This is a genomic window from Demequina subtropica (assembly GCF_000971235.1).
Classification (GTDB): domain Bacteria; phylum Actinomycetota; class Actinomycetes; order Actinomycetales; family Demequinaceae; genus Demequina; species Demequina subtropica.
In genome coordinates, this window is the sequence record NZ_BBMB01000005.1 from 176,844 (window position 1) to 200,444 (window position 23,601).

General features: G+C 71.3%; 28 protein-coding genes and 1 tRNA gene. 10 read left to right on the forward strand and 19 right to left on the reverse strand.

What is annotated here, in order from left to right:
* On the reverse strand, positions 1–651 hold the full coding sequence (locus AOM06_RS05625; RefSeq protein ID WP_062303760.1) for a universal stress protein: 651 nt from the start codon (positions 649–651) through the stop codon (positions 1–3).
* A 112-nt stretch (positions 652–763) separates the two neighbouring features.
* Here AOM06_RS05625 and AOM06_RS05630 point away from each other — a divergent pair, with 112 nt between their 5' ends.
* Together AOM06_RS05630 and AOM06_RS05635 are read left to right on the forward strand one after the other, a co-directional pair.
* Entirely contained in the window at positions 764–1,537 is a 774-nt protein-coding gene (locus tag AOM06_RS05630) for a YaaA family protein (RefSeq protein ID WP_062303761.1), read from the forward strand.
* Positions 1,538–1,562: 25 nt separating this feature from the next.
* On the forward strand, positions 1,563–2,738 hold the full coding sequence (locus AOM06_RS05635; RefSeq protein WP_062303762.1) for an aminotransferase class I/II-fold pyridoxal phosphate-dependent enzyme: 1,176 nt from the start codon (positions 1,563–1,565) through the stop codon (positions 2,736–2,738).
* Here the strand turns inward: AOM06_RS05635 and AOM06_RS05640 are convergent.
* Complete coding sequence (locus AOM06_RS05640) at positions 2,731–3,516, reverse strand: SDR family NAD(P)-dependent oxidoreductase (RefSeq protein WP_062303763.1); 786 nt, start codon at positions 3,514–3,516, stop codon at positions 2,731–2,733. The two genes, AOM06_RS05635 and AOM06_RS05640, sit on opposite strands and share 8 nt — an antisense overlap.
* Before the next feature lie 119 nt (positions 3,517–3,635).
* On the opposite strand from AOM06_RS05640, the gene AOM06_RS05645 reads away from it, so the two are divergent.
* Positions 3,636–4,487 carry a formate/nitrite transporter family protein gene (locus AOM06_RS05645; protein ID WP_062303764.1) on the forward strand — a complete coding sequence of 284 codons (852 nt, stop codon included), beginning with the start codon at positions 3,636–3,638 and terminating at the stop codon, positions 4,485–4,487.
* Positions 4,488–4,497: 10 nt separating this feature from the next.
* Here AOM06_RS05645 and AOM06_RS05650 read toward each other — a convergent pair whose 3' ends face one another.
* From AOM06_RS05650 to AOM06_RS15060, 14 genes are all read right to left on the reverse strand, one after another.
* Positions 4,498–4,845: a type II toxin-antitoxin system PemK/MazF family toxin gene (locus AOM06_RS05650; RefSeq protein ID WP_228372866.1), complete on the reverse strand. Its 348-nt coding sequence runs from the start codon at positions 4,843–4,845 to the stop codon at positions 4,498–4,500.
* Entirely contained in the window at positions 4,839–5,084 is a 246-nt protein-coding gene (locus tag AOM06_RS05655; RefSeq protein ID WP_062303765.1) for a hypothetical protein, read from the reverse strand. The genes AOM06_RS05650 and AOM06_RS05655 overlap by 7 nt, the downstream gene beginning before the upstream one ends.
* A 56-nt stretch (positions 5,085–5,140) precedes the next feature.
* On the reverse strand, positions 5,141–5,971 hold the full coding sequence (locus AOM06_RS05660; RefSeq protein ID WP_062303766.1) for a histidine phosphatase family protein: 831 nt from the start codon (positions 5,969–5,971) through the stop codon (positions 5,141–5,143).
* A complete protein-coding gene (locus tag AOM06_RS05665) occupies positions 5,968–6,705 on the reverse strand; it encodes a zinc ribbon domain-containing protein (RefSeq protein ID WP_062303767.1) in 738 nt (245 codons plus the stop codon). Before AOM06_RS05665 ends, AOM06_RS05660 begins: the two co-directional genes overlap by 4 nt.
* Before the next feature lie 16 nt (positions 6,706–6,721).
* Complete coding sequence (locus AOM06_RS05670; protein ID WP_082105342.1) at positions 6,722–7,534, reverse strand: Nif3-like dinuclear metal center hexameric protein; 813 nt, start codon at positions 7,532–7,534, stop codon at positions 6,722–6,724.
* Between the two features lie 10 nt (positions 7,535–7,544).
* Complete coding sequence (locus AOM06_RS05675; RefSeq protein WP_062303769.1) at positions 7,545–8,396, reverse strand: potassium channel family protein; 852 nt, start codon at positions 8,394–8,396, stop codon at positions 7,545–7,547.
* Between the two features lie 56 nt (positions 8,397–8,452).
* The gene (locus AOM06_RS05680; protein ID WP_156163595.1) at positions 8,453–9,193 is read right to left on the reverse strand and encodes a hypothetical protein; all 741 of its coding nucleotides are present in this window, start codon (positions 9,191–9,193) and stop codon (positions 8,453–8,455) included.
* A gap of 204 nt (positions 9,194–9,397) precedes the next feature.
* On the reverse strand, positions 9,398–9,826 hold the full coding sequence (locus AOM06_RS05685) for a hypothetical protein (protein ID WP_062303771.1): 429 nt from the start codon (positions 9,824–9,826) through the stop codon (positions 9,398–9,400).
* Positions 9,823–10,242: a hypothetical protein gene (locus AOM06_RS05690; RefSeq protein WP_062303772.1), complete on the reverse strand. Its 420-nt coding sequence runs from the start codon at positions 10,240–10,242 to the stop codon at positions 9,823–9,825. The genes AOM06_RS05685 and AOM06_RS05690 overlap by 4 nt, the downstream gene beginning before the upstream one ends.
* Positions 10,239–11,237 carry an uL30 family ribosomal protein gene (locus AOM06_RS14720; RefSeq protein ID WP_169747724.1) on the reverse strand — a complete coding sequence of 333 codons (999 nt, stop codon included), beginning with the start codon at positions 11,235–11,237 and terminating at the stop codon, positions 10,239–10,241. Before AOM06_RS14720 ends, AOM06_RS05690 begins: the two co-directional genes overlap by 4 nt.
* 60 nt (positions 11,238–11,297) lie before the next feature.
* Positions 11,298–11,374 (reverse strand) — tRNA-Val (locus tag AOM06_RS05700).
* A 41-nt stretch (positions 11,375–11,415) separates the two neighbouring features.
* Positions 11,416–12,069 (reverse strand): hypothetical protein, encoded by a 654-nt coding sequence (locus AOM06_RS05705; RefSeq protein ID WP_062303774.1) that lies wholly within the window; start codon positions 12,067–12,069, stop codon positions 11,416–11,418.
* Complete coding sequence (locus AOM06_RS05710; RefSeq protein WP_062303775.1) at positions 12,066–12,686, reverse strand: SatD family protein; 621 nt, start codon at positions 12,684–12,686, stop codon at positions 12,066–12,068. The genes AOM06_RS05705 and AOM06_RS05710 overlap by 4 nt, the downstream gene beginning before the upstream one ends.
* 56 nt (positions 12,687–12,742) lie before the next feature.
* A complete protein-coding gene (locus tag AOM06_RS15060; protein WP_062303776.1) occupies positions 12,743–12,955 on the reverse strand; it encodes a hypothetical protein in 213 nt (70 codons plus the stop codon).
* Here AOM06_RS15060 and AOM06_RS14375 point away from each other — a divergent pair, their 5' ends adjacent.
* Positions 12,956–13,165: a GrpB family protein gene (locus AOM06_RS14375; protein WP_062303777.1), complete on the forward strand. Its 210-nt coding sequence runs from the start codon at positions 12,956–12,958 to the stop codon at positions 13,163–13,165.
* Positions 13,166–13,205: 40 nt separating this feature from the next.
* Here the strand turns inward: AOM06_RS14375 and AOM06_RS15065 are convergent, their stop codons facing one another.
* Together AOM06_RS15065 and AOM06_RS15070 are read right to left on the reverse strand one after the other, a co-directional pair.
* Positions 13,206–13,670, reverse strand: coding sequence for a redoxin domain-containing protein (locus tag AOM06_RS15065; protein WP_228372867.1), 465 nt, complete (start codon positions 13,668–13,670; stop codon positions 13,206–13,208).
* Complete coding sequence (locus tag AOM06_RS15070; protein ID WP_062303778.1) at positions 13,667–14,092, reverse strand: DUF3052 domain-containing protein; 426 nt, start codon at positions 14,090–14,092, stop codon at positions 13,667–13,669. The genes AOM06_RS15065 and AOM06_RS15070 overlap by 4 nt, the downstream gene beginning before the upstream one ends.
* 243 nt (positions 14,093–14,335) lie before the next feature.
* On the opposite strand from AOM06_RS15070, the gene aceE reads away from it, so the two are divergent.
* A complete protein-coding gene (aceE, locus tag AOM06_RS05735; protein ID WP_062303779.1) occupies positions 14,336–17,050 on the forward strand; it encodes a pyruvate dehydrogenase (acetyl-transferring), homodimeric type in 2,715 nt (904 codons plus the stop codon).
* Here the strand turns inward: aceE and AOM06_RS05740 are convergent.
* Positions 17,047–18,534, reverse strand: coding sequence for an ICP22 family protein (locus tag AOM06_RS05740; RefSeq protein ID WP_156163597.1), 1,488 nt, complete (start codon positions 18,532–18,534; stop codon positions 17,047–17,049). The genes aceE and AOM06_RS05740 overlap by 4 nt on opposite strands.
* Positions 18,535–18,785: 251 nt before the next feature.
* On the opposite strand from AOM06_RS05740, the gene AOM06_RS05745 reads away from it, so the two are divergent.
* The 5 genes from AOM06_RS05745 (at position 18,786) to fabF (ending at position 23,559) form a co-directional block, all read left to right on the forward strand.
* Positions 18,786–19,955, forward strand: a complete 1,170-nt coding sequence (locus AOM06_RS05745; RefSeq protein WP_062303781.1) for a PucR family transcriptional regulator — start codon at positions 18,786–18,788, stop codon at positions 19,953–19,955.
* A 78-nt stretch (positions 19,956–20,033) separates the two neighbouring features.
* Positions 20,034–20,948, forward strand: a complete 915-nt coding sequence (locus AOM06_RS05750) for an ACP S-malonyltransferase (RefSeq protein WP_062303782.1) — start codon at positions 20,034–20,036, stop codon at positions 20,946–20,948.
* A complete protein-coding gene (locus tag AOM06_RS05755; protein ID WP_062303783.1) occupies positions 20,945–21,946 on the forward strand; it encodes a beta-ketoacyl-ACP synthase III in 1,002 nt (333 codons plus the stop codon). The genes AOM06_RS05750 and AOM06_RS05755 overlap by 4 nt, the downstream gene beginning before the upstream one ends.
* Positions 21,947–22,031: 85 nt before the next feature.
* Positions 22,032–22,274 (forward strand): acyl carrier protein, encoded by a 243-nt coding sequence (locus AOM06_RS05760; protein ID WP_062303784.1) that lies wholly within the window; start codon positions 22,032–22,034, stop codon positions 22,272–22,274.
* 49 nt (positions 22,275–22,323) lie between these two features.
* A complete protein-coding gene (fabF, locus tag AOM06_RS05765; RefSeq protein ID WP_062303785.1) occupies positions 22,324–23,559 on the forward strand; it encodes a beta-ketoacyl-ACP synthase II in 1,236 nt (411 codons plus the stop codon).
* The last annotated feature ends 42 nt before the right edge of the window (positions 23,560–23,601 follow it).

Sequence of the window (23,601 nt, forward strand, 5' to 3'; positions counted from 1 at the left end):
CTACCGCACGCGCGGCGACGGCACCGCGCGGCCCACGCCGTGCCGCGGCTCCACCACGAGCACCGGCACGTCGCTGTGGTGCACCAGATGGTCTGAGACGGTCCCGAGCACGCGCCGGGAGAGCCCGTGACCCCGCCGCCCGACCACCAGCAGGTCGACGTCGTTGTCCGCGGCGCACCGCAGCAGCGCCTCCCCCGGCGGCCCGGCGAGCACCTCGATGTTGACCGGGGCGTCCGGCGCGAGGGCCCGCGCGCGCTCGAGGTGCGCCGAGGCCGCCTCCATGTCCTCGGGCTCCTCGGGGTCGGTGGCGTCGTATCCCACCACCTCGGCGAGCACCACCTGCCCGCATCGGTCGCCCATCGCCGCCATCGCGAGCTCGAGGGCGCGCTCCGCCTCCGGAGATCCGTCGACGCCCACGAGCACCCGGAGCCCCGGGCTCGCGTCGCGCGACGCGGGCGGGCCGTCCGGCGACGCATCGGCCACGCGAGGCGTGCGCTCGACCCGCTCGAGCGCCATCGGCACGAACAAGGGACCCAGCGCGATCGCGACGACGATCCAGCGACGGTCGTGCCCGCGGCGCACCATCCACGCACCGGTGATGACCCCGGTGCCGACCCACACCGCGGCCGCGATCAGTGGCCATGCGTCCACCTCTCCACACTATGCCGATCCATGCGATGCCGAGCGCCCAGCGTCCGCCGTACGCCGGGCCTGCGACCTCCGTCGGGGGGACCGGTGCCGCGCAGCCCCTACCCTTGTCCCCGTGCTGATCCTGCTCCCGCCCTCCGAGGGCAAGACCGCTCCCCCGTCCGGCGGCCCCGTCGACCTGACCACGCTCTCCCACCCCGAGCTGGCGGACGCCCGCCGCCGCGTGGGCGATGCGCTCGCGAAGGTCAGCGGCCAGCGCAACGCGATGGACGTCCTCGGCGTGGGCGCCTCCCTCACGGCCGAGGTCGAGCGCAACCGCACCGTGTGGGACAACGCCAGCGCCCCGGCGGGCCAGGTGTACACCGGCGTCCTCTACGACGCGGCCGGCATGGCCGCGTGGGATGCCGCGACGCTCGACAAGGCGGCCGGCAGCGTGCGCATCGTGTCCGCGCTCTGGGGCGCCGTCTCCCCCGCCGACCGCATCCCCGCCTACCGCCTCAGCATGGGCACCACCCTGGGCCGCCTCGGCGGCCTCGCCACGTACTGGAAGAAGCACCTGCCGGCCGAGCTCGACGCCCTCGCGGACGGCGGCCTGGTCATCGACTGCCGCAGCGCGTCCTACGTCGCCGCCTACAAGCCTGCGGACACCGCCTGGGTGAGCGTGAGCGTCCAGCGCGAGCTGAACGGCAAGCGGGCGGTGGTGAGCCACATGGCCAAGCACACGCGCGGCCTCCTCGCGGCGCACCTCGTGAGGGACGATGCGCGGCCCGGGTCCGCGCAGGACCTCGCCGACGCCGCGGCCGGGATGATCGGCGAGGCGCTCGTCGACGTCACCCTCACCCCCAAGGCGAAGGGCCCGGACGAGCTCACGCTCGTGATCGCGGGCTAGCCTCGAACCCTGGAGAGGAGCCACCATGCAGCTCTCGCAGCGGGCCGGCACCGTCGAGCCCTTCCACGCGATGGCGTTCAGCGACATCGCCGCCGGGATCGAGCGTTCCGGGCATCGCGTGGTCCGTCTCAACCTCGGCGAACCGGACTTCGGAGCGCCGGCCGCGGTGCGGCTCGCGATGATCGATGCGATGGACGGGCGCCCGCTCCCCTACACCTCGGCGCTCGGCACGCGCGCGCTGCGCGAGCGCCTGTCCTGGTTCTACCGGACCCGCCACGGCGTGGACGTCGACCCGGCGCGCATCGCGGTGACGATGGGCGGCTCCGCGGCGCTCGACCTCGCGGTCGCCGCGACCGTGGATGCCGGCACGGACGTCCTCATGGCCGACCCGTCGTATCCGTGCAACCGGCAGATCGTCACCACGTTCGGCGGCAATCCCGTCACCGTCCCGACGTCTGCACGGACCGGCTTCCAGCTCACCGCGGACCTGGTGCGGGACGCGTGGACGCCGAGGACGCGCGCCGTGATGATCGCGTCGCCGTCGAACCCGACGGGGACCTCGCTGTCCGCGGCGACGCTCGCGTCCGTCTGCGCCGTCGCGCGTGACCGTGGCGCATGGCGCATCGTCGACGAGATCTACCTGGACCTCGCGGACGTCGACCGGGCAGGGCGCCGCCCGCGCAGCGTCCTCGCATGGGACCCCGACGCGATCGTGGTCAACTCCTTCTCCAAGTCCTTCGGCATGACGGGGTGGCGCCTGGGCTGGTCCGTGCTGCCCGAGGCGCTGGTCGACCCCGTCGAGCGGCTCGCGACGAACATGTTCCTCAGCCCGTCCGCGCCGGTGCAGCACGCCGCGCTCGCGTGCTTCACGCCGGGCTCGCTCGCCGAGGCCGAGGAGCGCCGGCTCGAGCTGCTCGCGCGCCGCGCGCTCATGCTCGACGGCCTCGCGCGCATCGGCCTCCCCGTGGCGTGCCCGCCCGACGGCGCCTTCTACGCGTTCGCGGACGTCTCCTCCACCGGCCTCGACGCGTGGACCTTCGCGGACCGCGCCCTGCGCGAGGCGCACGTCGCGATCACGCCGGGCCGCGACTTCGGCGCCACCCACGCCGACACGCACGTCCGGCTGTCCTACGCCGCGTCCCGCGAGGCCATCCTCGAGGGCATCGAGCGGCTCGGCAGGTTCGTCGCGTCGCTCAGGTGAGCGAGTAGCCACCGTCCACCGCGATGGTCTGGCCCGTGATGAACGTGCTCGTCATGAGGAACAGGTAGGCGCGCGCGACCTCGCGGATGTCCGCGGTGCGGCCCAGGGGGATGCGCGACTCCATCTCCTTGCGCATCGCGACCACGTCCGCGTCCGAGTGGTGGCGCCACAGCGGCGTCTGCGTCCAGGTCGGGGCGACCGCGTTGACGCGCAGGCGCGGCGCGAGCAGCACGGCCTTCTCGCGCACCAGCTCCTCGATCTCGGCGTTGCCCGTGACGGCGGCAACGCCGTCGTGCTCACCCGGCCGCCGCGTCGAGCCCGCCGTCAGCACGAACGACCCGCCGTCGCGCACGCTGTGCGCGAGCACCTCCATGAGCAGGCGGTTGTCCTCGACCTTGCGCGCCGCCACCTGGCGGAACGTCTCGTCGTCGACCTCCGGGACGTCGTCGGCGAGCCGCCCCCCGAGGGTCGAGACCACGTGGTCGACCATCCCGACGGCCTCGACCAGGCTGGTGCGGCCGCGGTCGTCGCTCACATCGATCGCGAGCGCGCTCGCCTTCCCGTGCGCGAGCGCGCCCGCCTCCTGAGAGGTCGCATGCGCCTTGGCGCTGTCGCGGCCGACCACGATGACGTCGGCGCCCGAGATCGCGGCGTCGAGCGCCACCTGGCGGCCGAACCCTGAGGATCCCCCGACCACGAGCACGCGCTTCCCGTCGAGCGAGTGGCGGGCCACGATCGGGTCCTCGTAGCTGGACGGCGGCTTCGGCGCGGGCGTCATCATCACTCCTTCTGTCAGGATCCCCCCATGCAACGTCCGGCGCGACCCGCAGGCTTCCCCGCGCCTCGCCACGGCTGAGGTCCCGCGCCGTCGACCCTGGTCTGTGGGAGCCTGGGGCCATGAGCGATCAGAGCGCACTGTTCCCGGGCAAGCAGTTCATCTCGACGGTCTTGGACGCGCTCGAGACCAAGACCGCGATGAGCGGCGGCCTCGCACGCGTCTACCTCATGCGTGCCGCGATGGCCGGCGTGATCATCGGCCTGATGTACCTCACCAACTTCGCCGTCGTCGCCGCGTTCGCCAGCTTCGGCGATGGCGGCCTCACCAGCATCGGCAAGATCCTGGGCGCCCTGATCTTCGGCTTCGCCCTGGTGTTCATCTACTACTCGAAGTCCGAGCTGCTGACCTCGAACATGATGGTCGTCACGGTCGGCTGGTACCACCGCCGCGTCAACGCGCTCCGCGGCCTGCGCATCCTCGCGATGTGCTACCTGGGCAACTTCATCGGCGGCCTCGCGATCGCCGTGCTCGTGCACTTCTCAAGCATCCTCGACGGCGGCGCCGGGGAGCAGTTCGACGCGACCATCGAGCACAAGCTCGCCTACCTCTCCGAGGGGGCGGCCGGGTGGGGCGACCTCTTCGTGCGCGCGATCCTGTGCAACTTCATGATCAACCTCGCGATGATCCTGGTCTACAACGGCATGATCAAGGATGATCTCACCAAGGCGATCGCGATGATCATGAGCGTGTTCGTCTTCGCGTTCGTGGGCTTCGAGCACTCGGTGGCCAACACCGTCGCCTTCACCGTCGCGGCCCTCCAGGGCGGCCTCGACTGGGGACCCGCGCTCGGGAACCTGGCCATCGCGCTGGTGGGCAACTTCATCGGCGGCGGGCTGCTCATCGGCTGGTACTACGCTTACGCCAACGACGACCGCAAGTACCTGCGCAAGCAGCTCGCGCGCGACGTCTAGCCGCGCCGGTCTACACCGCCAAGGCGAGCCGCACCCCGTCACTCACCGCACGCATCACGTGGCTGGGCAGGTGTCCCACCGCGAACGGATCAACGAACTCCCGCCCCACCGGCCCCACCTGCGACACCACCGCGATCGAGTCGCGGTCGAGCCCGCTCGCCGCGCGCGCGACCCGCACGTTGCCGGGGAAATCACCGAGATCGACGTTCGAGGTGAGCGGCACCACCAGCACGGTCGCGATGGCGGTGGCCAGCAGCCAGTCGGCCTGGAACACCACCGCCGGGCGCCTCTTCGCCGGCTCGGAGCCGCGCGGCGACCCGAAATCGACCCACACCACGTCACCTCGAGCGATCACCACTCGGATCCTTCGAGGACGATGCGCTCGGACTCCCGCAGGAAGGGCGCCTCGAGCGCGCGGACGCCAGCACGCTCGAGGACCGAGTTCGCGAGCGCGGTGAGCTCGGAGCCTCCCTCGAGATCATCCGCGAGCCGGCAAGCGGCCACCCGATAGAACTCGGACCGGCTCATGCCGTGCTGCGCGGCGACCCGTTCGAAGCGCTCGAAGTCACCGTCCGGCAAGGAGATCGCAGTCTTCACAACCTCGAGTATAACGAGTTATACCGGCAGGTCGTCGAAGAGATGAGGAATCGACGCTACTCGACCGGGACGCCCAGGCAGAGCAGGTGCGTCTCGGCGATCGATCCGTCCTTGCGGGGCCGCACCTGAAGGATGGTCGACGATGCGGGAGACGGCCAGATCGCGCCCCAGTGGGAGGCGGGCATGCCCAGCGCGACCCCGACCGTGGACTTGATGGCGACGGCGTGCGAGACCATCGCGACGGCGCGGGGCACGTCGCGCCCGCCCATGCACTCGGTCGCGTGCCCGCGGGCCAGGTCCGCGACGGCGGCGAACGCCCTCTCGCCGACCTGCGGGATCGACTCGCCGTCCGGGGCCACGCCCTCGGCACGGCGCCACGCGTGGATCGCGTCGCCGTCGCGCTCGATGATCTCCGGAACGGTGAGCCCCTCCCACGCGCCGAAGTCGACCTCGCGCAGCCGCTCCTCGGTCTCGACGTGCGCGCCGATGCGGCGGCCGATCGCCGCGGCGGTCTCCTGCGTGCGCACGATGGGCGACGCGAGCACGCGCGTCACGTGCGGCAGGTGGGTCCACGTGCGCCGGCCGATGCCGTAGAGGAGGTCGGCGGCCTTCGCCGCCTGGATGCGGCCGGCGGAGCTCAGCGACGGTCCCGGCACTCCCCCGCCGGACATCCGACGGGAGGTCGTCATCTCGGTCACGCCGTGACGGACCAGCACCACGAACAGCGGCGCGACCAGGTCCTCCTCGTCCGGGGAGAAGGGCGACTGGACGCGCGCGTTCGGGGCGGGAGCGGCGACCTCGGCTCCCGCATCGGCGCCCAGGTCGGTGCCGTCGTCGTAGCGGTGGCCGTGGTGCGGCACCGCGGGCTCGACCTGGGCGTCGCTCACTTCTTCGCGTCCCGCACTAGGATGCGGCCGCACTCCTCGCACCGCACGATCGCGTCGGCGGGGCGGTTCTCGATCGCGCGCAGGTCGCCGGGGTTGAGCTGGGTGCGGCACCCGAGGCACTGGCCCTGCGCGAGCGCGGCGGCGCCGATCCCGCCCTGGGCGTCGCGCAGCTTCTCGTAGAGCGCGACCAGGCCCGCGTCGAGGCCCGCCACCGTGGCGGCGCGCTCGTCGGCGATGGTCGCCAGCTCCGCGTCGACCTCGCGCCACGCCACGTCGCGCTCCGCCGTGAGCTCGGTGATCTGCGCGCTGATCGCGTCGACCTGCTCCTTCGCGGAGGCGAGCTCCTGCTCGGCGGTCTCGAGCGCGTCCATGGCCTCGAGCTCGATGTCCTCGAGAGCCTCCTTGCGGCGCGACAGCACCTCGAGCTCCGACTGGAGCGCCTGGAGGTCCTTCGCGGAGCCCTGGCCGGACTCGAGTCGCGCGGTGTCGCGCGCGGCGCGATCACGCACCGTCTGGACGTCGTCCTCCGCCTTCTGCACCGCGCGCTTGAGGTCGTTCACCTTGGTGTTCGAGGCGACGCGTGCCTCGTCGAGGTCGGTGAGGCGCCCGGTGAGCTCCTGGATCTGCACGATCACGGGCAGGTGGCCGCGGCGGTGGCGCGCCTGCTGCGCGCGAAGGTCGAGGTCCTGCACGTCGAGGAGTCGGATCTGGTCTGCTGCGGGTGCGTCGGGCACGTGATCTCCTTGCGCGTCAGAAGCGCGCGGTCCAGGGGTCGGTGGTGAGGGTCGAGACGAGGGTGTCGATTCCGGTCGCGTCGCCGAGGTACTCGGCGGCGGCCTCGAGCCACGTCCACTCGGATGCGTAGTGTGCCACGTCCACGAGGTACGGCCGACCGTCGCCCAGGAGGGCGGCCTCGCGCGCATCCGAGGTCGGGTGGTGGCGCAGGTCCGCCGTGAGGTAGACGTCGGCGCCCGCCTCGCGTGCGGCGGCCAGGAACGAGTCCCCCGATCCGCCCACCACGGCCACTGTCTGGACCACGCCGTCGAGGTCGCCGGCGACGCGCACCCCGTGCGCCGTGGCGGGCAGCACCTCCGCGGCGCGCTCGGCGAAGGCGCGCAGCGTCAGCGGGGCGTCGAGGCGGCCGATGCGGCCGGTGCCCTGCTCCGCATCGTCCCGCAGCGGGACGAGCGGGAGCGCACCCGAGACGCCGAGCACCGTGGCGAGCGCCTCCGCGACGCCGCTGCCCGCGTGGTCCGCGTTGGTGTGCGCGTTGTAGAGCGCGATGCCGTTCTCGATGAGCGCGTGGATGACGGCGCCCTTGGGCGTCGCGGCGTTGACCGTGGTCACCCCGCGCAGGAGCAGCGGGTGATGGGTGACGATGAGGTCGCATCCGGCCTCGATCGCCTCCTGGACCACGGCCATGGTCGGGTCGACCGCGAACAGCGCGCACGTGACGGGCGCATCGGGCCGGCCCACGGTGAGCCCGTTGACGTCCCAGTCCTCCGCGAGGTCCGGGGGGAAGCGCCTCTCGAGCGCGTCCATCACATCGGCCACAGAGGTCATGGGAGACAGGCTACTCGTTGGGAGGTCGCTCGGACCGCTCACGCCGGCGTCCCGCATCGGCAGCCGGCGGAGCCGTCTGATGAGGCAGTCCGGACACCCCCTGCGACGGCTGGACCAGGCCGTCGATCTTGGCCTCGAGGGCGTCGATCCGCTCGAGCAGCTGGGTCCGCGTGACCTCCTCGCGCTCCTGCTCCCGGGCCTCCTCGGCGCCCTGCGTCAGGCTCACGAACCACGCCGCCACCGTCGCGGTGACGATTCCGATGAGGGCGATGCCGATGAGCATGAGAAGCGTCGCGACCACGCGACCCTCGACCGTCACGGGGGCGAAGTCGCCGTAGCCGACCGTCGTGACGGTCACGAGCGACCACCAGATCGAGTCGCCGAAGTTGACGATCTGCGCGCCCTCGTGCCCCCGTTCGGCGTCGAGCATCGCCACCGCCGAGATCCACAGCAGGAGGAGCACCGCGATGACCACCGCCTGCGTGGACTTCACCACGCCCTTGCGGCTCGCGAGCATCGTCCCCGAGGCGAAGACCGAGAGGATCTTGAGCGGCCGCGCCGCGGGGATGATCACGGCGACCACGTCGAGCGGGTGGGTGAGGAGGAACCGCCAGCGCTGCTCGTGGAGCGCGACCCGGATGAGCAGGTCGACGAGGAAGATCAGCCACACCAGGCCCTGGATCGTGAGCAGCGTCGCGCGGACGCTGCCGGGCAGGTGCTCGCGGAACGCGATGCGTGCCGACCACACCACCAGGAAGACGAAGGCGAGCACGGCCATGGCGCCGTCGGCGCGCTTGGCGAAGGCCTCGTACCTCTGGCCCTTCTTCAGCCCGCCCTCGTGCTCATCGAGCTCGAACGACACGTGCGGCTCCCCTCGTCAGGTGTCCCGGCTGGTTCGAGGCTAGCGCGCGACGACGCCTACGAGGCGAAGTCCATCCCGTCGATGCCCGTGATGAGGGCGTCGGCGTGCTCGGGGCACACGGTGAACGCGAGCATCGTGCCCATGAGCTGCGACGTGGCGACGGCCACCTGCGCCTCCATCTCCTCCTCGGTGGCGTCCTCGTCGAGCCCCGTGAAGGCCGCGCCCATCATGAGGTCGGTGAAGGCCTCCTCGAGCAGGTCCTCGACGGGCGTGCCCTGCTCGACGGCCTGGCACGTGTCCCACGCGCCGGTGAGCGCGGCCGCCTCCATCTCGGGCGTCGCAGCGATCCCGAGGTCGAGGCCGTCCAGGGACGCCAGCAGCAGCACCTCGCGCTGCATGCGCGACAGGTCGCTCCCTGCGTCCACCAGGAAGGCGGTGAGGGGATCCTCCCCTGCGGTGGCCGCCTCGCCCTCGATCGAGCCCGCGAGAGCACCCTCGAAGCCCGCGTACACGTCCGGGTCGATCAGCGCCGTACGCTCCTCGGCGGTCATCCCCAGCACGGGCGAGTCCTCGCCGGCCCAGTCCTCGTCGCCGGCGGGTGCGGGGCTGGCACCGTCATCGGTGCCGGCGTCATCCGCGGTGGCCTCATCGGTCGGCTCGACGCTCGTCTCGACGGTCGCGACGGCCTCCGAGGCCGTGCCGGCGGGCTCAGGCGTGGCACCGGAGTCCTCACCGCTGCTCGAGCAACCCGCGACCAGCAGCAGCGCCGCGACGGCGACCGTCATCTTTCCACGCATGTGGTGAATCCCCCCTCGGATCAGGACGCCGCCGAGCGGCGGCTGGCCGTAGCGTATCGCCTGGTCCGCGGTAGTTCCGGTATCGACGCCGGGCCGATGCGGTCATGCGCCGCGCGAGCGTGCGCGTCGCGAGTTGCGTTGATGCCAACCGCGCGATTCTGTCGCACTCCCCAAGCCGCGTTCCGAAACCCTCGAGTGCGACGATCAGGACGTGGCCGCGGCGAGAACCCCCAGTATGTTTGCCGCGAGGAGCCCCCAACTCCATCCCGAGAGCGACACCGCTGTCCACATCGGCGGCCTCGAAGGCGCAGCGCGCGTGGTCGCGAAGATCGTGATGGATACGATCGCGACAATTAGTAGCGCGTGAGCAAGGTCGGACTCAAGAAGGCTCAAGTCAGCGAACGCGACGGCGGTGAGCACCATGGCGGGAAGGTTCGCGGCGACGTCTGTGAGACGTTCAAACCACGACGCCAACACCGCACGCGAGACGCCGTACGGGATGGCTGGCGGTTCGCTGCCGGTCCCGGTGCCAGTGACGCGCCGCTCGTACTCCTTCGCGAATCGGCTCACAAGGCTCGCGTTCAGCAATGACCCGAGCACCACCACGATGCCGGAGACGATGAAGAGTGTCACGTGAGCGGGACGTCCAGCGAACGCACATATGGCTTTGAGTAGGGCATCCGCGCACTCACGGAGTATTCGATCCGGCAAGATCCCGTCTGCATGCCGTCCGGGGCGTTGATCGCAGCCTTGGCGGATACAGGTGCCGTCGAGCCCGTCGCGGTCGTGCCTACGTGGCGCCACTTCTTGCCGTTCGAGATCACCTTGTCGGCGATCGCAGTCGCGGCGTAGGTCTGACCGGCCTCACGCAACTCTGAGGTGAACGAGAAGGTCAGTTGCTCTCCTAGGTGGTTGCGATAGAGCAACTCATGGTTGTGGGTGAGCAGAGTGTGTTCGCATCGCGACTCGGCTGCCGCCTGCCCCTCAAGACCGACAATCGTGATATCCGCACGCACGACTCGGAGCTTGTTCTTGTTGCCGCTTCTCATACGAGGAACTTCCTCCGCCGTCCCGATAGGAGAACTTCGATTGCGCACTGACCCTGCTCAAGCAGGGCGATGTTCCGCATCGTGCGCCGCGCCAGACTGCGTATTGCAGGGATTTCGCCGCGCGGGACGATGACTCCGACCGCGCCGACGAGGTGATCGCGATCGTGGAACCGCTGTTGCGGCGCACGCCACGTAGCCGCGATACCGTCCGACACGGGAATGCGCGCAGCAGTCGCGCGCGTCACGAGACCTCGCGCGGCTAACTCGTGCCACGTTCCTTCGTGATAGGCCACATATGGTTCGTCGACCTCGACGTGCTCCTCCGATGTACCGACGAACGCCGAGGAGTTCAGTTGCTCGACTCCCAGCCCCGCGCTCGGCATAGCCGCAATCAGCGTGTGAAGGTCCATGGCGGAAGACCAGAACGCGACGACCTTGTCGCGCCCAGTTTCGTATGCAAAGTACTCACCACGCGCGTCACGCCAGAGGTGCGCCGGCAGGCTCCTCGTTCCGTACTCGAAGTCCTCTACGTCGCCTCCATCTGCATCTGTCCGCTGCACTGCAGCAGATTTGTAGCGCGTCTCGGGAAGCGCGACTACCGCGATGAGGTCACGGACCTTGCGCACATTGCCCCACATCGCCGCATCTGAACTTGCCCGCAACGACGCACTGTGCGGATGCCTCAGCCCAAGGCTTCTGAGGGCAGCCGATCTCTCCGGTGTTTGACCGATAGCGCTGCGAAGCTGAATTAGCAGCAGGTCACCTTCGCGCCCGACAACTCTGTCGAACCCAGTCTCGCGATCGAGGGGGAGCACGTAGCCACGCGGCAGTACCGATGCACGCGGAGAGATCGCCGCAACAATCTCATCGCGCGCGGCAAGCGTCGAAGTCGCCAACTCAAGCCCCCCGAAATCGCCGTTTACCTCCGCCTGGCGATCGCGGCCCGCCGCGTGCCATGCGTAGAAGTCGAGGGTATAGCCCCTGGAACTTGCCATGCAAGGGCACCAGTAGCGACCATTCGAAGGCGCCCGTTGCAGCAGCATTCGGACGACCAGTGGTGGGCCCTGCCGGACTCGAACCGACGACACCTGCGGTGTAAACGCAGTGCTCTAACCAACTGAGCTAAGGGCCCGCGGACCATTGTGGCAGGCGCGTCGCGACCGCCGTGACAGGTCAGGGGCGCAGCACGGCGACGAGCAGCGCCGCCGCGCCCGCGAGCGCCCAGCTCACCAAGGATCCGACCAGGAACTCCTCCGCGGTGGAGCCGCGGCCGCGGTCGCCGGAGATCTCGGGGAACCGGCCGATGCCCTTCGCTGCCATGAGGCCCACGACCACTCCCTCCGCGCCCACGAGCGCGAGCGCCGCGATGAGCAGCCGCTCGAGCGGGCCGATGAACCGCCCGCCACGCAGGTGGGACGCCACGCCCGGCGGGTCCTCCTCCTCGTCTTCGGGCGCGGTGCGCGCCCGTGCGAGCACATCGCGGCAGACCTCGTTGCCCGTGCGCGTGAGCAGCACCACAGCGCCGAGCCCAGCGATGATCGCCGCGGCACGGTCCGGCCCGCCGTCGGCGAGCACGAGCAGCCCTGCGGCCGCGACGAGGAAGCCCATCGCGATGTCGGCTCCGTAGCGCCACCGCAGGATCAGCCATGCCGCGGAGCCCGCGCCCAGCGCGAACGCCCCCCATGCGCCGACAGCGTTCGCGACACCGGCCGCCACGAGCACGATGAGCAGCCACGCCGCGGACGAGGCAAGGAGCGTCCGGCCGCGGAGGAACCACCGGAGCACCTCGGTGCCGGCGATCATCGCGACGAGCACCGCCGCGGTCATCGCGCGCCTCCCGCGAGCTGGCCCAGCGCCTCGCGCAGCGCGATCGCCCCGGACCGGTGGGCCGACTGCGACACCGCGCCCTGGCTGATCGACTCACGTGCGGCGATGGCCTCCTGGCGCTCGCCGCGGATCACGCCTGCTGCGATGCGCCGCTCGCGCGCCTTCATGCGGCCGAGCACGTGGTCACGGAGGAGCAGCACCGAGGACGTCATGCCAGCATCGTCCCCCGGACCACCGACACACCACGCGCGCACCGCCGTCTGACCCGCATCCTCACGCCGATGCGCCTCCTCGATCGCGTCGCGCGCGCGCCACCACGCGCTCCCGTCGGAGATGTCGCCCTCGACCTCGACCACCTCGCCGAGGCCGATCCCGGTCCGCACCTCGACCTCGTCCGGCAAGGCCAGCACCGCCAGGGTGGTGGCACGGATCGCGTCGGCGACCGTCCGGTACACGCCCTGGAACTCGTCCCCCACCGTCGCGCCGAGCGGGCGCACCGCTGAGACGTCCCTCTCCGCGTCCGCGAAAGCCTCGAGCACCGCGGCCTGGCCGGCGACGCGGTCCTTCAGCTCGCGCGAGCGCACGATGTCCACGATCACTGCGGCGACGTGCTCCATGGGATCCACATTAACACTTATATGTAGAACATATAAGGCTATTCAAGCCCACTCCGTCACCCGGCTGCCGGGTAGCCTCGCACGATGCGCCCGACGCCCCGCCCCCGCCGTCGCCCCGACGTGACCGAGATCGAGCTGGTCGGCGGCGTGGAGAAGCGCAGCATCGTGGTGGCCGACCCGGACCCGACCTGGGCGGACGTGTACGAGGTCCAGCGCGATCGCATCGCCGGCGCGCTCGGACCGGTCGCACGCCCGCGCTCGACGTCCACGTGCACGTCCTCGAGGCGGGCGACCCCGCGGTCGAGAATCACCTGCTCCTGCGCGACCAGCTGCGCCGCAGCCGCGAGGACAGGGCGCTCTACGCGGAGGCCAAGCGCGCGCTCGCCGCGCAGGACTGGCCCGACATGAACGCCTACTCGGACGCCAAGACCGCGGTGATCGAGGAGATCAAGTCCCACGCTCGCGCCTATATCCGATAGATATCAGCGGTTCTGCGGGCCGGCTCCGACCGCTGGGGCCTCAGCCGAGCAGCTGCTGGACCGCGCCGCGATACTCGGCGACGTCCCGCGCCTCGCCCTCGGGGTTGACGATCGCCCAGCGCACCACGCCATCGCCGTCCACCAGGAACGAGCCGCGACCGGCCAGCCCCTTGTGCGGGTTGAACACGCCGTACTGACGCGACACCTCTCCGTGCGGCCAGAAGTCGGACAGCAGGTCCGCCTTGTAGCTGTGCGTGTCGGCCCACGCCTTGAGCGTGTAGATCGAGTCGCAGCTCACCACGATCACCCGGAGGCCGTCGTGCGTCAGCAGGTCCTCGGCCGCCCGCAGCTCGATGAGCTCGTTGGTGCACGTGTCGGAGAAGGCGAACGGCACGAAGACCAGCAGGTACGCGGTGCCGCGCAGGTCCTCGGTGCTCACCACCCTGCCGTGCGTGTCCGTCATGCGGAAGTCGGGGGCCTGATGGCCCACCAGGGGATGGCTCACTTGGAGCGGCCCTTCTCGACCAGGTAGGTCGCGGTCCACCGGGTACCGATCACGAACGTCGACGTCGCATGCAGGCCGGCGACCGAGGCGGCCTCCTGCACCTCGCGCGGCTGCACGTGGCCGGACTGGCCCGCCTTGGGCGTGCACAGGCACACCGCGGCGCCATCGTCGAGAAGGGTCTGCGCGTCCATAAGAAGGTCGGCGAGATCGTCCTCGCCGTCCCGGAACCACACGATCACACCGTCGGTGACGTCCCCATAGTCCTCGTCGACCAGCGCCTCGCCCGTCGCCGCCTCGACAGCGTCGCGGAAGTCCGCGTCGGTGTCGTCGTCGTAGCCGTATTCCTGGATGATCTGGCCCGTCTTCAGCGCGAGCCGCGCGACGACGGCGTCTACCGCCTTCGCGTCCTCCTGTGTCGCCACGGTGGCGGGACCCCCTTCGTCGGTTCGTCGTGCGCGGAAGCGCACGCTTGGCGTCCACACTAGAGGCACCCCGCGCCGGGGGGCAATTGCCCGCGCCGCGCATCGTGCCGGCCGCCGTGCGCAGCACGTGGCGCGTGACAGTAACCTGGTGCGTGGAAACTATGTGGAGCGCGCCTGCGTACACGCGTGGCGCGCCCTCCCCACACCCGGCGCGCCACCGCGCGCCCGAACGGAAGGTCACCTGTGGCACATCACGGCGAGGTTGACAAGGACCCGGGCGAGACCCAGGAGTGGCTCGAGTCCCTGGACGGCCTGATCGAGGCCGGCGGCGAGAGCCGCGCCGAGTACATCGTGGACCAGCTGGTCGAGCACGCGGCCAAGAAGCAGCTCAGCGTGCCTCTCAGCCTCAACACGCCGTACGTCAACACGATCCACAAGGACGACGAGCCCGAGTTCCCCGGCGACGAGGAGCTCGAGCGCCGCTACCGCGGCTGGATCCGCTGGAACGCGGCCGTCATGGTGACGCGCGCCCAGGCCGGCGGCAAGGGCATCGGCGGCCACATCTCGTCGTACGCGTCCGTGGCGACGCTGTACGAGGTGGGCCTCAACCACTTCTTCAAGGGCAAGGACCACCCGAGCGGTGGCGACCAGGTCTACTACCAGGGCCACGCCGCGCCCGGCGTCTATGCGCGCGGATTCGTCGAGGGCCGCTTCGGCGAGCAGGACCTCGACTCGTTCCGCCAGGAGAAGTCCGGCGAGGGCCGCGGCCTGTCGTCGTACCCGCACCCGCGCCTCATGGAGGACGTGTGGGAGTTCCCCACCGTGTCGATGGGCCTCGGCCCCGCCTCCGCGATCTACCAGGCGTGGACCAACCGCTACCTCCACCTGCGCGGCATCAAGGACACCTCCGAGCAGCACGTCTGGGCGTTCCTCGGCGACGGCGAGATGGACGAGCCCGAGAGCCGCGGCATGCTGCAGCTCGCGGCCAACCAGAACCTCGACAACCTCACCTTCGTGGTCAACTGCAACCTGCAGCGCCTCGACGGCCCCGTGCGAGGCAACGGCAAGATCATCCAGGAGCTCGAGGCGTTCTTCCGCGGCGCGGGCTGGAACGTCATCAAGGTCGTGTGGGGCCGCGGCTGGGACCCGCTGCTCGAGCGCGATGAGGACGGCGCCCTGGTCAACCTCATGAACACCGTCCCGGACGGCGACTTCCAGACCTTCCGCGCCGAGTCCGGTGCGTTCATCCGCGACCAGTTCTTCGGCGGCGACCCGCGCGCCAAGGAGCTCGTCAAGGACATGACGGACGACGAGATCTGGGCCCTCAAGCGCGGCGGTCACGACTACCGCAAGCTCTACGCGGCGTACGCGAAGGCCACCACCGAGAAGAACGGCAAGCCCACGGTCATCCTCGCGAAGACCGTCAAGGGCTACGGCCTGGGCTCGAACTTCGCGGCCCGCAACTCGACCCACCAGATGAAGAAGCTGGCCGCGGCCGACCTCAAGGTCCTGCGCGACACGTTCGACATCCCGTTCACCGACGAGCAGCTCGAGGCGGACCCGTACCACCCGCCGTACTTCCACCCCGGCTTCGACGACCCGGCGATCCAGTACATGCTGGACCGCCGCAAGCAGCTCGGCGGCTTCGTGCCCGAGCGCCGCGGCGACCGCAAGGAGATCACGCTGCCGGAGGCGAAGGCCTACGACCTGCTCGCGAAGGGCTCGGGCAAGCAGGAGGTGGCCACCACCATGGCGCTCGTGCGCCTGTTCAAGGACCTGGTCCGCGACAAGGAGTTCGGCCACCGCCTGGTGCCGATCATCCCCGACGAGGCCCGCACGTTCGGCCTCGACTCGATCTTCCCCTCCGCCAAGATCTTCAACACGCAGGGGCAGAACTACCTGCCGGTGGACCGCGAGCTCATGCTCTCCTACAAGGAGTCCGAGTCCGGCCAGATCATGCACACGGGCATCAACGAGGCCGGCTCCGCCGCCGCGTTCCAGGCCGTGGGCACGTCCTACGCCACGCACGGCGAGCCGCTGATCCCGTTCTACATCTTCTACTCGATGTTCGGGTTCCAGCGCACGGGCGACCAGTTCTGGGCGGCGGGCGACCAGCTCACGCGCGGCTTCATCGTCGGCGCCACCGCGGGCCGCACCACGCTCGCCGGTGAGGGCCTCCAGCACGGCGACGGCCACTCCCCGATCCTCGCGGGCACCAACACGTCGATCGTCCAGTACGACGCGGCCTACGGCTACGAGCTGCGCCACATCGTCAAGGACGGCATCGAGCGTTGGTACGGCCCCGACACCGGCCGCGACCGCAACGTCATGTACTACCTCACGGTCTACAACGAGCCGTACGTCCAGCCTGCCGAGCCCGAGGACGTCGACGTCGAGGGCATCCTCAAGGGCATCCACCGCGTGTCCGCGGCGCCCGAGGGTCCCGGCCCCGAGGCGCAGATCCTCGCCTCGGGCGTGGGCGTGCCGTGGGCGTACGAGGCGCAGGAGATGCTTCTCCGCGACTACGGCGTGCGCGCCGCGGTCTGGTCCGTGACGTCGTGGAACGAGCTCCGACGCGACGCCCTCGAGGCCGAGCGCCAGGCGTTCCTGCACCCCGAGCACGGCATCCGCGTCCCGTTCCTCACCCAGAAGCTCCAGGGTGCGGCGGGTCCGTTCATCGCGACCTCGGACTACGACCACCTGGTCGCGGACCAGATCCGCGCATGGGTCCCCGGCGACTACGCGACGCTCGGTGCGGACGGCTTCGGCTTCTCCGACACGCGCGCCGCCGCCCGCCGCTTCTTCAACATCGACGGCGCCTCCACCGCGGTGCGCGTGCTCCAGATGCTCGAGAAGCGCGGCGAGGTCCCCGCCGGCACCTACGCGCAGGCCATCCAGCGCTACGAGCTGCTCGACCCCCGCAAGGGCACGTCGGGCGGTGGTGGCGGCGAGGGCTAAGCAGACCTCACCGGCTCAGGGCCGGAGCCCTCGTCCTCGGACGTGGGCTCCGGCCCTTCGTCGTCCTCGGGCGACTCCTCGGCGACGACGCCGTCCTCGTGCTCCGCGTCCTCCGGGACGATGCGGTCCTCGTCGTCCGCGACGGGCTCGCCCTGCTCTTCGGCGGGCTCGGCGTCCGTGGACCCGGTCTCCCGCTCCTCATCCTCGGGCTCCTCACCCGCGGTCTCCTCGTCGGCGCTGAGCTCCTCGTCGACAGGCTCGACCTCGCCCGTCTCGTCCTCAGGCTCCTCGTCGAGCAGCTCGGGCTCGGCTCCGGCGTCCTCGTCGGCCACGAGCTCATCGTCGGCCGGCCCCTCCTCGCCGCTCGGCGATGCCGCCGCCTGGTCCGAGGACGCCTCGCCCGAGCCCGAGCCGTCGACCGCATCGTCCGCCGCCCAGGCACCGGCAGCGGGAGCGGTGCGGGACGCGCGCGAGCTCGTCGCGGTGTCGTCGGGCCCGGTGCGGGGGGACGCCGACGCGTCCGCACGCTCCTCGCGCGCAGCCGAGGGAGGCGCCGCGATCTCCTCGGCCGGCACCACGGGCTGGCCCGTGCCGGGCGTCCAGGCAGGCGCCGGCGCAACGTGCTCGATGGGACGCGTGTCCTGCTCCTCGAACGCGGCCAGCTCCGCCGCCTCGCGGTCCGCCGTGCCGTTCTCCACCGCACGACGCTCGTCGTCGCGGGCGCGGCGGGCGCCCCGGAAGGACCGCCACACCACGATCGCGGCCCACACGATGAGGACCACCAGCACGGCGAGCGCGGCCCACAGGATCACCAGGGTGTTGGTCGCGAACGCGCCCGCGGGCGCCACCGCGACGTATCCCTCGACCAGGCACGTCACGGAGCCTCCGGACATCTCGCCGTACGCGTGGTAGACGCCGGTGGGCTCGAGCCAGGTGCGGTCCGCGATCCAGTCGACCCCCGCGGCGACGTCCACCTGGCCCGAGATCTCCTGCCCCTCGACCGCACCCTGGCTCGTCACCGTACGGATGGGGATGGCGAAGCCACCGATCATCACCCCCGCGACCCGCTGCTCGACCGAGACGGGCGTCGCCGAGGTCGCGGTCCACTCGACCACCGCATCGGCGGGGACGTCGAGTGGCGTGAGCGCCGCGGTGCTCGCGGGCGCGTAGGTGGTGCCGTCGACCGTGGCCTCGAGCGTGCAGCCGTCCGAGATGGAACCAGCGCTCACCAGCTCGGGGATCCCCGTGAGCGCCACGCCGCCGAGCAGCCCCGCGAGCACCGCGACCGTGGTCACCCGGCCCCGTGCGGCTGCCGCCTCGCGCGTGAGGAGGAGCGTCACCAGGATCATGGCGATCGCGACCAAGCCGAACAGCACGGTGCGGCCCGGATCGATCACCGCGAGCTGCCACAGCAGCCCCACCACGACCAGCCCGAGCAGCAGCCCGAGCACCATCCCGGTCAACGGTCGCGGCCGTGGTGTCATCTCTCCTCCTGAGGGATCGCCTGGTGCCGACGCTACCGGGCACATCCCGGACAAGCGCGACGACTCTCGGAAGCCCCCCATTTCCGACACTCCGAACGGAAGGAGTCCCGGTTGACGCGCGTGTCGCGCCGGTGCCACCCGCCCACGCGGCGTGTCGCGTCCAGATCCGTTGCGGCTGTCGAATGGCGGGATTGTGCGGTGCCCACAACCGCATTGTCTTGATCCGACAAAGGCGCACTACGCTGACCCCCATGGTCAGCCCCGACATGCGCGCCGAGACGCTGCGCCGCCTCCGCGCCGGCACCGGTCGGCTCGCCACGATCGCGCTCAAGACGCTCGACGCGGACTACCCGTGGTTCCGCGAGCTCCCGGCGCAGGAGCGCTCCTGGGTCGGCTCGGTGGCGCAGGCGGGCATCGCCTCGTTCGTCGCGTACTTCGCGGACCCTCACGCGGGCCACCGCGGCACCGTCGAGATGTTCGCCTCCGCTCCCCCGGAGCTCACGCGCTCGATCTCGCTGCAGCACACCCTCACGATCGTCCGCACGTTCGTGTCCATCGTCGAGGAGCACTCCGACGAGTTCGCAGCGCCCGGCGCCGAGGCGCACCTGCGCGAGTCGATCCTGCGCTACTCCCGCGAGATCGCCTTCTCCGCCGCCGAGGTCTACGCGCGTGCCGCCGAATCGCGCGGCGCGTGGGACGCGCGGCTCGAGGCGCTCGTGGTGGACGCGCTCGTGCGCGGCGAGGTGGACGACGACCTCCCCTCGCGCGCCGCCGCCCTCGGCTGGAAGCCCGGACCCACGCTCGTCCTGGTCGGCCAGACGGACGGACCGCTCGGCGAGCTGCAGTCGGCCGAGCTGCGCCGCACGATCCGCCGCGCCGCGCATGGCGCGCTCGTGGGCATCCACGGCGAGGACCTCGTGGTGATCGCGCGGGCGGACGGCGACCGCGAGGAACTCGCGCAGACGCTGCTGCCGAGCTTCGGTCCCGGCCCCGTGGTCGTGGGGCCCCCCGCCGTCACGCTCGTCGAGGTCGCGCGCGGCACCCGAGCGGCGATGCACGGGGCGGCCGCCGCGCCCGCATGGGCGCTCGCGCCCCGGCCCGTCAGCGCCGACGACCTCCTGCCCGAACGCGTGCTCGTGGGCGATGCGGCAGCCAAGGAGCGGCTGATCGCGGTGGCGTACGACCCGATCGCCGCGGCGGGAGGCTCGCTCAAGGAGACCGTCGCGACGTTCCTCGACTGCGGGCGCTCGCTCGAGCTCGCGAGCCGCACGATGTTCGTGCACGCCAACACTGTCCGATACCGCCTGCGCAAGGTCGCCGAGCTCACGGGGTGGGACGTGCTCGCCACGCGCGACGCGCACGTGCTCCAGATCGCCTTCGCACTCGGCCGCCTCCGCGATGCCGCAGCCGCACCTTTGTAGGTTTCACACAAGAACTGGGGCCCGAATCGGTATCTTGATGCCGCAGAGCCCCCTCCGATGTGAGGCAGGCTATAACCCGTGATCGCCATTCTCTGTCCCGGCCAGGGCGCCCAGACGCCCGGGATGCTCGCCCCGTGGCTCGAGCTCCCCGCGGTGGCCGCGTCCCTGTCCGCGCTCTCCGACGCCGCCGGCGTGGACGTGGTGCGCCACGGCACGCAGTCCGACGCCGACACGATCCGCGACACCGCGGTCGCGCAGCCCCTGCTGGTAGCGACCGCCATCGCGACGGGACGCGCCCTGCTCGGCGATGCGGTCCCTGCCGTGGCCGCCGGCCACTCGGTGGGAGAGCTGGGCGCCGCCGCGCTGGCGGGCGTGCTCACCGATACCGATGCGATGCGGCTCGTGGCCGTGCGCGGGGCCGCGATGGCCGCCGCCGCCGCTGCCGCCGAGCCGACGTCGATGGCGGCGGTCCTGGGCGGCGATCCCGCCGATGTCGCCGCCGCGCTCGAGCAGCACAGCCTCACCCCCGCGAACGTCAACGGCGGCGGCCAGGTGGTCGCCGCGGGCACCAAGGCCGCGATCGAGGCGCTCGTCGCCGCTCCCCCGGCGCGCGCCCGCGTCATCGAGCTCCAGGTGGCCGGTGCGTTCCACACCACCTTCATGGTCCCGGCGGTCGCGGACCTCCACGACGCCGCCACGGCCGTGTCGCCCGCCAACCCGCGACGGGTCCTGCTGTCCAACGCCGACGGCGCCCCGGTGGCCGACGGCGCGGACGCCCTCGCGCGCATCGTCCGCCAGGTGGCCAACCCCGTGCGCTGGGACCTGTGCATGGAGGCGATGCTGCAGCTGGGCGTCACGGGCCTCATCGAGGTCGCGCCCGGAGGCGTCCTCACCGGCCTGGCGAAGCGCGCGATGAAGGGCGTTCCTGCCGTCGCCCTCAAGACGCCCGATGACCTGTCCGCCGCCCGCGAGCTCCTGGAGGCCGCCGCATGACCACCCTCAACGTCCGCCGCGGCGCCGAGTTCACCCGCATCCTCGGCCTCGGGGTCGCGCGCGGCGAGAACCTCGTGCCGAACGACGACCTCATCGAGCCGATCAACTCCTCGGACGAGTGGATCCGCAAGATGACCGGCATCGCGACGCGCGTGCGCGCCGGCAAGGACACGAGCGTCATCGACCTCTCCGAGCGCGCCGCCCGTGAGGCCATCGCGCAGGCCGGCCTCGAGCCCGCCGACATCGACGCGGTGATCCTGTCCACGATCACGTTCCCCCACATCACGCCCGGTGGGGCCCCCGTGCTCGCCGAGCGCATCGGCGCGACGCCCGCTGCCGCGTTCGACATCTCGGCGGCGTGCGCGGGCTACTGCTACGGCATCGGCCAGGCCGATGCGCTGGTCCGGTCCGGCGCGGCGCGCCACGTGCTCGTGGTGGGCGCGGAGAAGATGAGCGACTTCGTGGACCCCGCGGACCGCTCGATCTCCTACCTGCTCGGCGACGCCGCGGGAGCGGTCGTCATCGGCGCCTCGGACACGGCCGGCATCGGCCCCACGGTGTGGGGCTCCGACGGCGGCGGCGCCGAGCTCATCGGCCAGACGAGCTCGTGGCTCGACGTGCGCGACAACCCCGGCACCCCGTTCCCGACGCTGCGCCAGGAGGGCCCCAGCGTCTTCAAGTGGGCGTCGTTCAAGATGGCCCCGGTCGCGCTCCAGGCGATCGAGGCCGCGGGCGTCACGCCGGACGACATCCAGGTCTTCATCCCCCACCAGGCGAACGTCCGCATCATCGACCAGATGGTCAAGCAGATCGGCCTGCCCGAGCACGTGGTGGTCGCCAAGGACATCGTCGACTCGGGCAACACGTCCGCCGCGTCCATCCCGCTCGCCACCGAGCGCGTGCTGCGCGACGGCGATGCCAAGAGCGGCGATCTGGCCCTGCAGATCGGCTTCGGCGCGGGACTCGTCTACGCCGCCCAGGTGGTGGTCCTCCCGTAGCCGGGAGGCCCCCGCGTAAAGTTCACAATCGTTCACCACGAACACGGCGCGTCACGCGCCTCACATCCCCAACGAAGGAGCAGCAATGGCACTGTCCAAGGATGAGGTCCTCGCCGGTCTGGCCGAGATCGTCAACGAGGAGACCGACATCGACGTCGCCGAGGTGACCGTCGAGAAGTCGTTCACCGACGACCTCGACATCGACTCGCTGTCGATGATGACCATCGTCACGCTCGCGGAGGAGAAGTTCGACGTCCGCATCCCCGACGAGAAGGTCAAGGACCTCGTCACCGTCGGCGACGCCGTCGACTACATCGCGAACGCGTAAGACACCTCTTCACCGTCCACCCCTCATCTCACCCTCGGGAGACAAGCCCATGAACGTCGTGGTCACCGGACTCGGCACCACCTCGCCGCTCGGCGGGGACGTCGCCAGCACCTGGGAGGGCGCCCTCGCGGCGCGCTCCGGCGTGCGCACCCTGGAGAACGACTGGGCCGAGAAGTACGGCGTTCCCGTGACCTTCGCCGGTCAGCTCGCCGTGCGTCCCGAGGAGGTCCTCTCCCGCCCCGAGACCAAGCGCATGGACCCGTCCGCCCAGATGGCGATCGTGGCCGCGCGCGAGGCGTGGGCCGATGCGGGGCTCTCCGAGGATGCGGTGGACCCCGAGCGCCTGGGGAGCATCGTCTCCTCCGGCATCGGCGGCGTGTGGACCCTGCTGACGGCGTGGGACACGGTGAAGGAGCGGGGCGCCTCGCGCGTCCTGCCCCTCACCGTGCCCATGCTGATGCCCAACTCCCCCACCGCGTACGTCTCGCTCGAGTTCAAGGCGCGTGCGGGCGCCCACGCGCCCGTCTCCGCGTGCGCCTCGGGCGCCGAGGCGATCGGCATGGGCTTCGAGATGATCCAGTCCGGCCGCGCCGACGTGGTGATCTGCGGCGGCACGGAGGCCGCGATCCACCCGCTCCCCATCTCCGCCTTCGCGTCGATGCAGGCACTGTCCAAGCGCAACGACGACCCCGCCGGCGCGAGCCGCCCCTACGACGTCAGCCGCGACGGCTTCGTGCTCGGCGAGGGCGCGGGCGTGGTGATCCTCGAGTCCGAGGAGCACGCCGCCGCGCGCGGCGCGAAGGTCTACGCCCGCATGCTCGGCGTGGGCATGACCGCGGACGCGCACCACATCGCGGCCCCCGAGCCCAACGGCGCCGGCCAGACCAAGGCGATGGAGCTCGCCCTCGAGCGCGCGGGCCTGACTGCCGCGGACGTCGCGCACGTGAACGCGCACGCCACGTCCACGCCGGTGGGCGACATGATCGAGGCCCGCGGCATCCGCGGGCTGCTCGGCGCTCACGCCGATCAGGTGCTGCTGTCCGCGACCAAGTCGATGACCGGGCACCTGCTGGGCGGCGCCGGCGCGCTCGAGTCCGTCTTCACCATCAAGGCGCTCGAGACCCGCACCGCTCCCCCGACCATCAACGTCACCGAGCCCGATCCCGAGCTCGAGGTCGACCTGGTCCGCGACACCCCGCGCGCGCTGCCGGAGGGCCAGATCGCCGCGATCAACAACTCCTTCGGGTTCGGCGGCCACAACGTCGCGCTGGTGTTCGGGGCCTGATCCCAGCCTGACCCGCGCCCACGGCTCCGCCACACATCGCTC

Bases quoted from the DNA above. Each gene is read 5' to 3' on its own strand.
- AOM06_RS05635 (WP_062303762.1), top strand. From the start codon at position 1,563: ATGCAGCTCTCGCAGCGGGCCGGCACCGTCGAGCCCTTCCACGCGATG.
- AOM06_RS05640 (WP_062303763.1), bottom strand. From the start codon at position 3,516: ATGACGCCCGCGCCGAAGCCGCCGTCCAGCTACGAGGACCCGATCGTG.
- AOM06_RS05645 (WP_062303764.1), top strand. From the start codon at position 3,636: ATGAGCGATCAGAGCGCACTGTTCCCGGGCAAGCAGTTCATCTCGACG.
- AOM06_RS05670 (WP_082105342.1), bottom strand. From the start codon at position 7,534: ATGACCTCTGTGGCCGATGTGATGGACGCGCTCGAGAGGCGCTTCCCC.
- AOM06_RS05680 (WP_156163595.1), bottom strand. From the start codon at position 9,193: ATGCGTGGAAAGATGACGGTCGCCGTCGCGGCGCTGCTGCTGGTCGCG.
- AOM06_RS05690 (WP_062303772.1), bottom strand. From the start codon at position 10,242: ATGAGAAGCGGCAACAAGAACAAGCTCCGAGTCGTGCGTGCGGATATC.
- AOM06_RS14720 (WP_169747724.1), bottom strand. From the start codon at position 11,237: ATGGCAAGTTCCAGGGGCTATACCCTCGACTTCTACGCATGGCACGCG.
- AOM06_RS05705 (WP_062303774.1), bottom strand. From the start codon at position 12,069: ATGACCGCGGCGGTGCTCGTCGCGATGATCGCCGGCACCGAGGTGCTC.
- AOM06_RS05710 (WP_062303775.1), bottom strand. From the start codon at position 12,686: ATGGAGCACGTCGCCGCAGTGATCGTGGACATCGTGCGCTCGCGCGAG.
- AOM06_RS05740 (WP_156163597.1), bottom strand. From the start codon at position 18,534: ATGACACCACGGCCGCGACCGTTGACCGGGATGGTGCTCGGGCTGCTG.
- AOM06_RS05745 (WP_062303781.1), top strand. From the start codon at position 18,786: ATGGTCAGCCCCGACATGCGCGCCGAGACGCTGCGCCGCCTCCGCGCC.
- AOM06_RS05755 (WP_062303783.1), top strand. From the start codon at position 20,945: ATGACCACCCTCAACGTCCGCCGCGGCGCCGAGTTCACCCGCATCCTC.
- AOM06_RS05760 (WP_062303784.1), top strand. From the start codon at position 22,032: ATGGCACTGTCCAAGGATGAGGTCCTCGCCGGTCTGGCCGAGATCGTC.
- fabF (WP_062303785.1), top strand. From the start codon at position 22,324: ATGAACGTCGTGGTCACCGGACTCGGCACCACCTCGCCGCTCGGCGGG.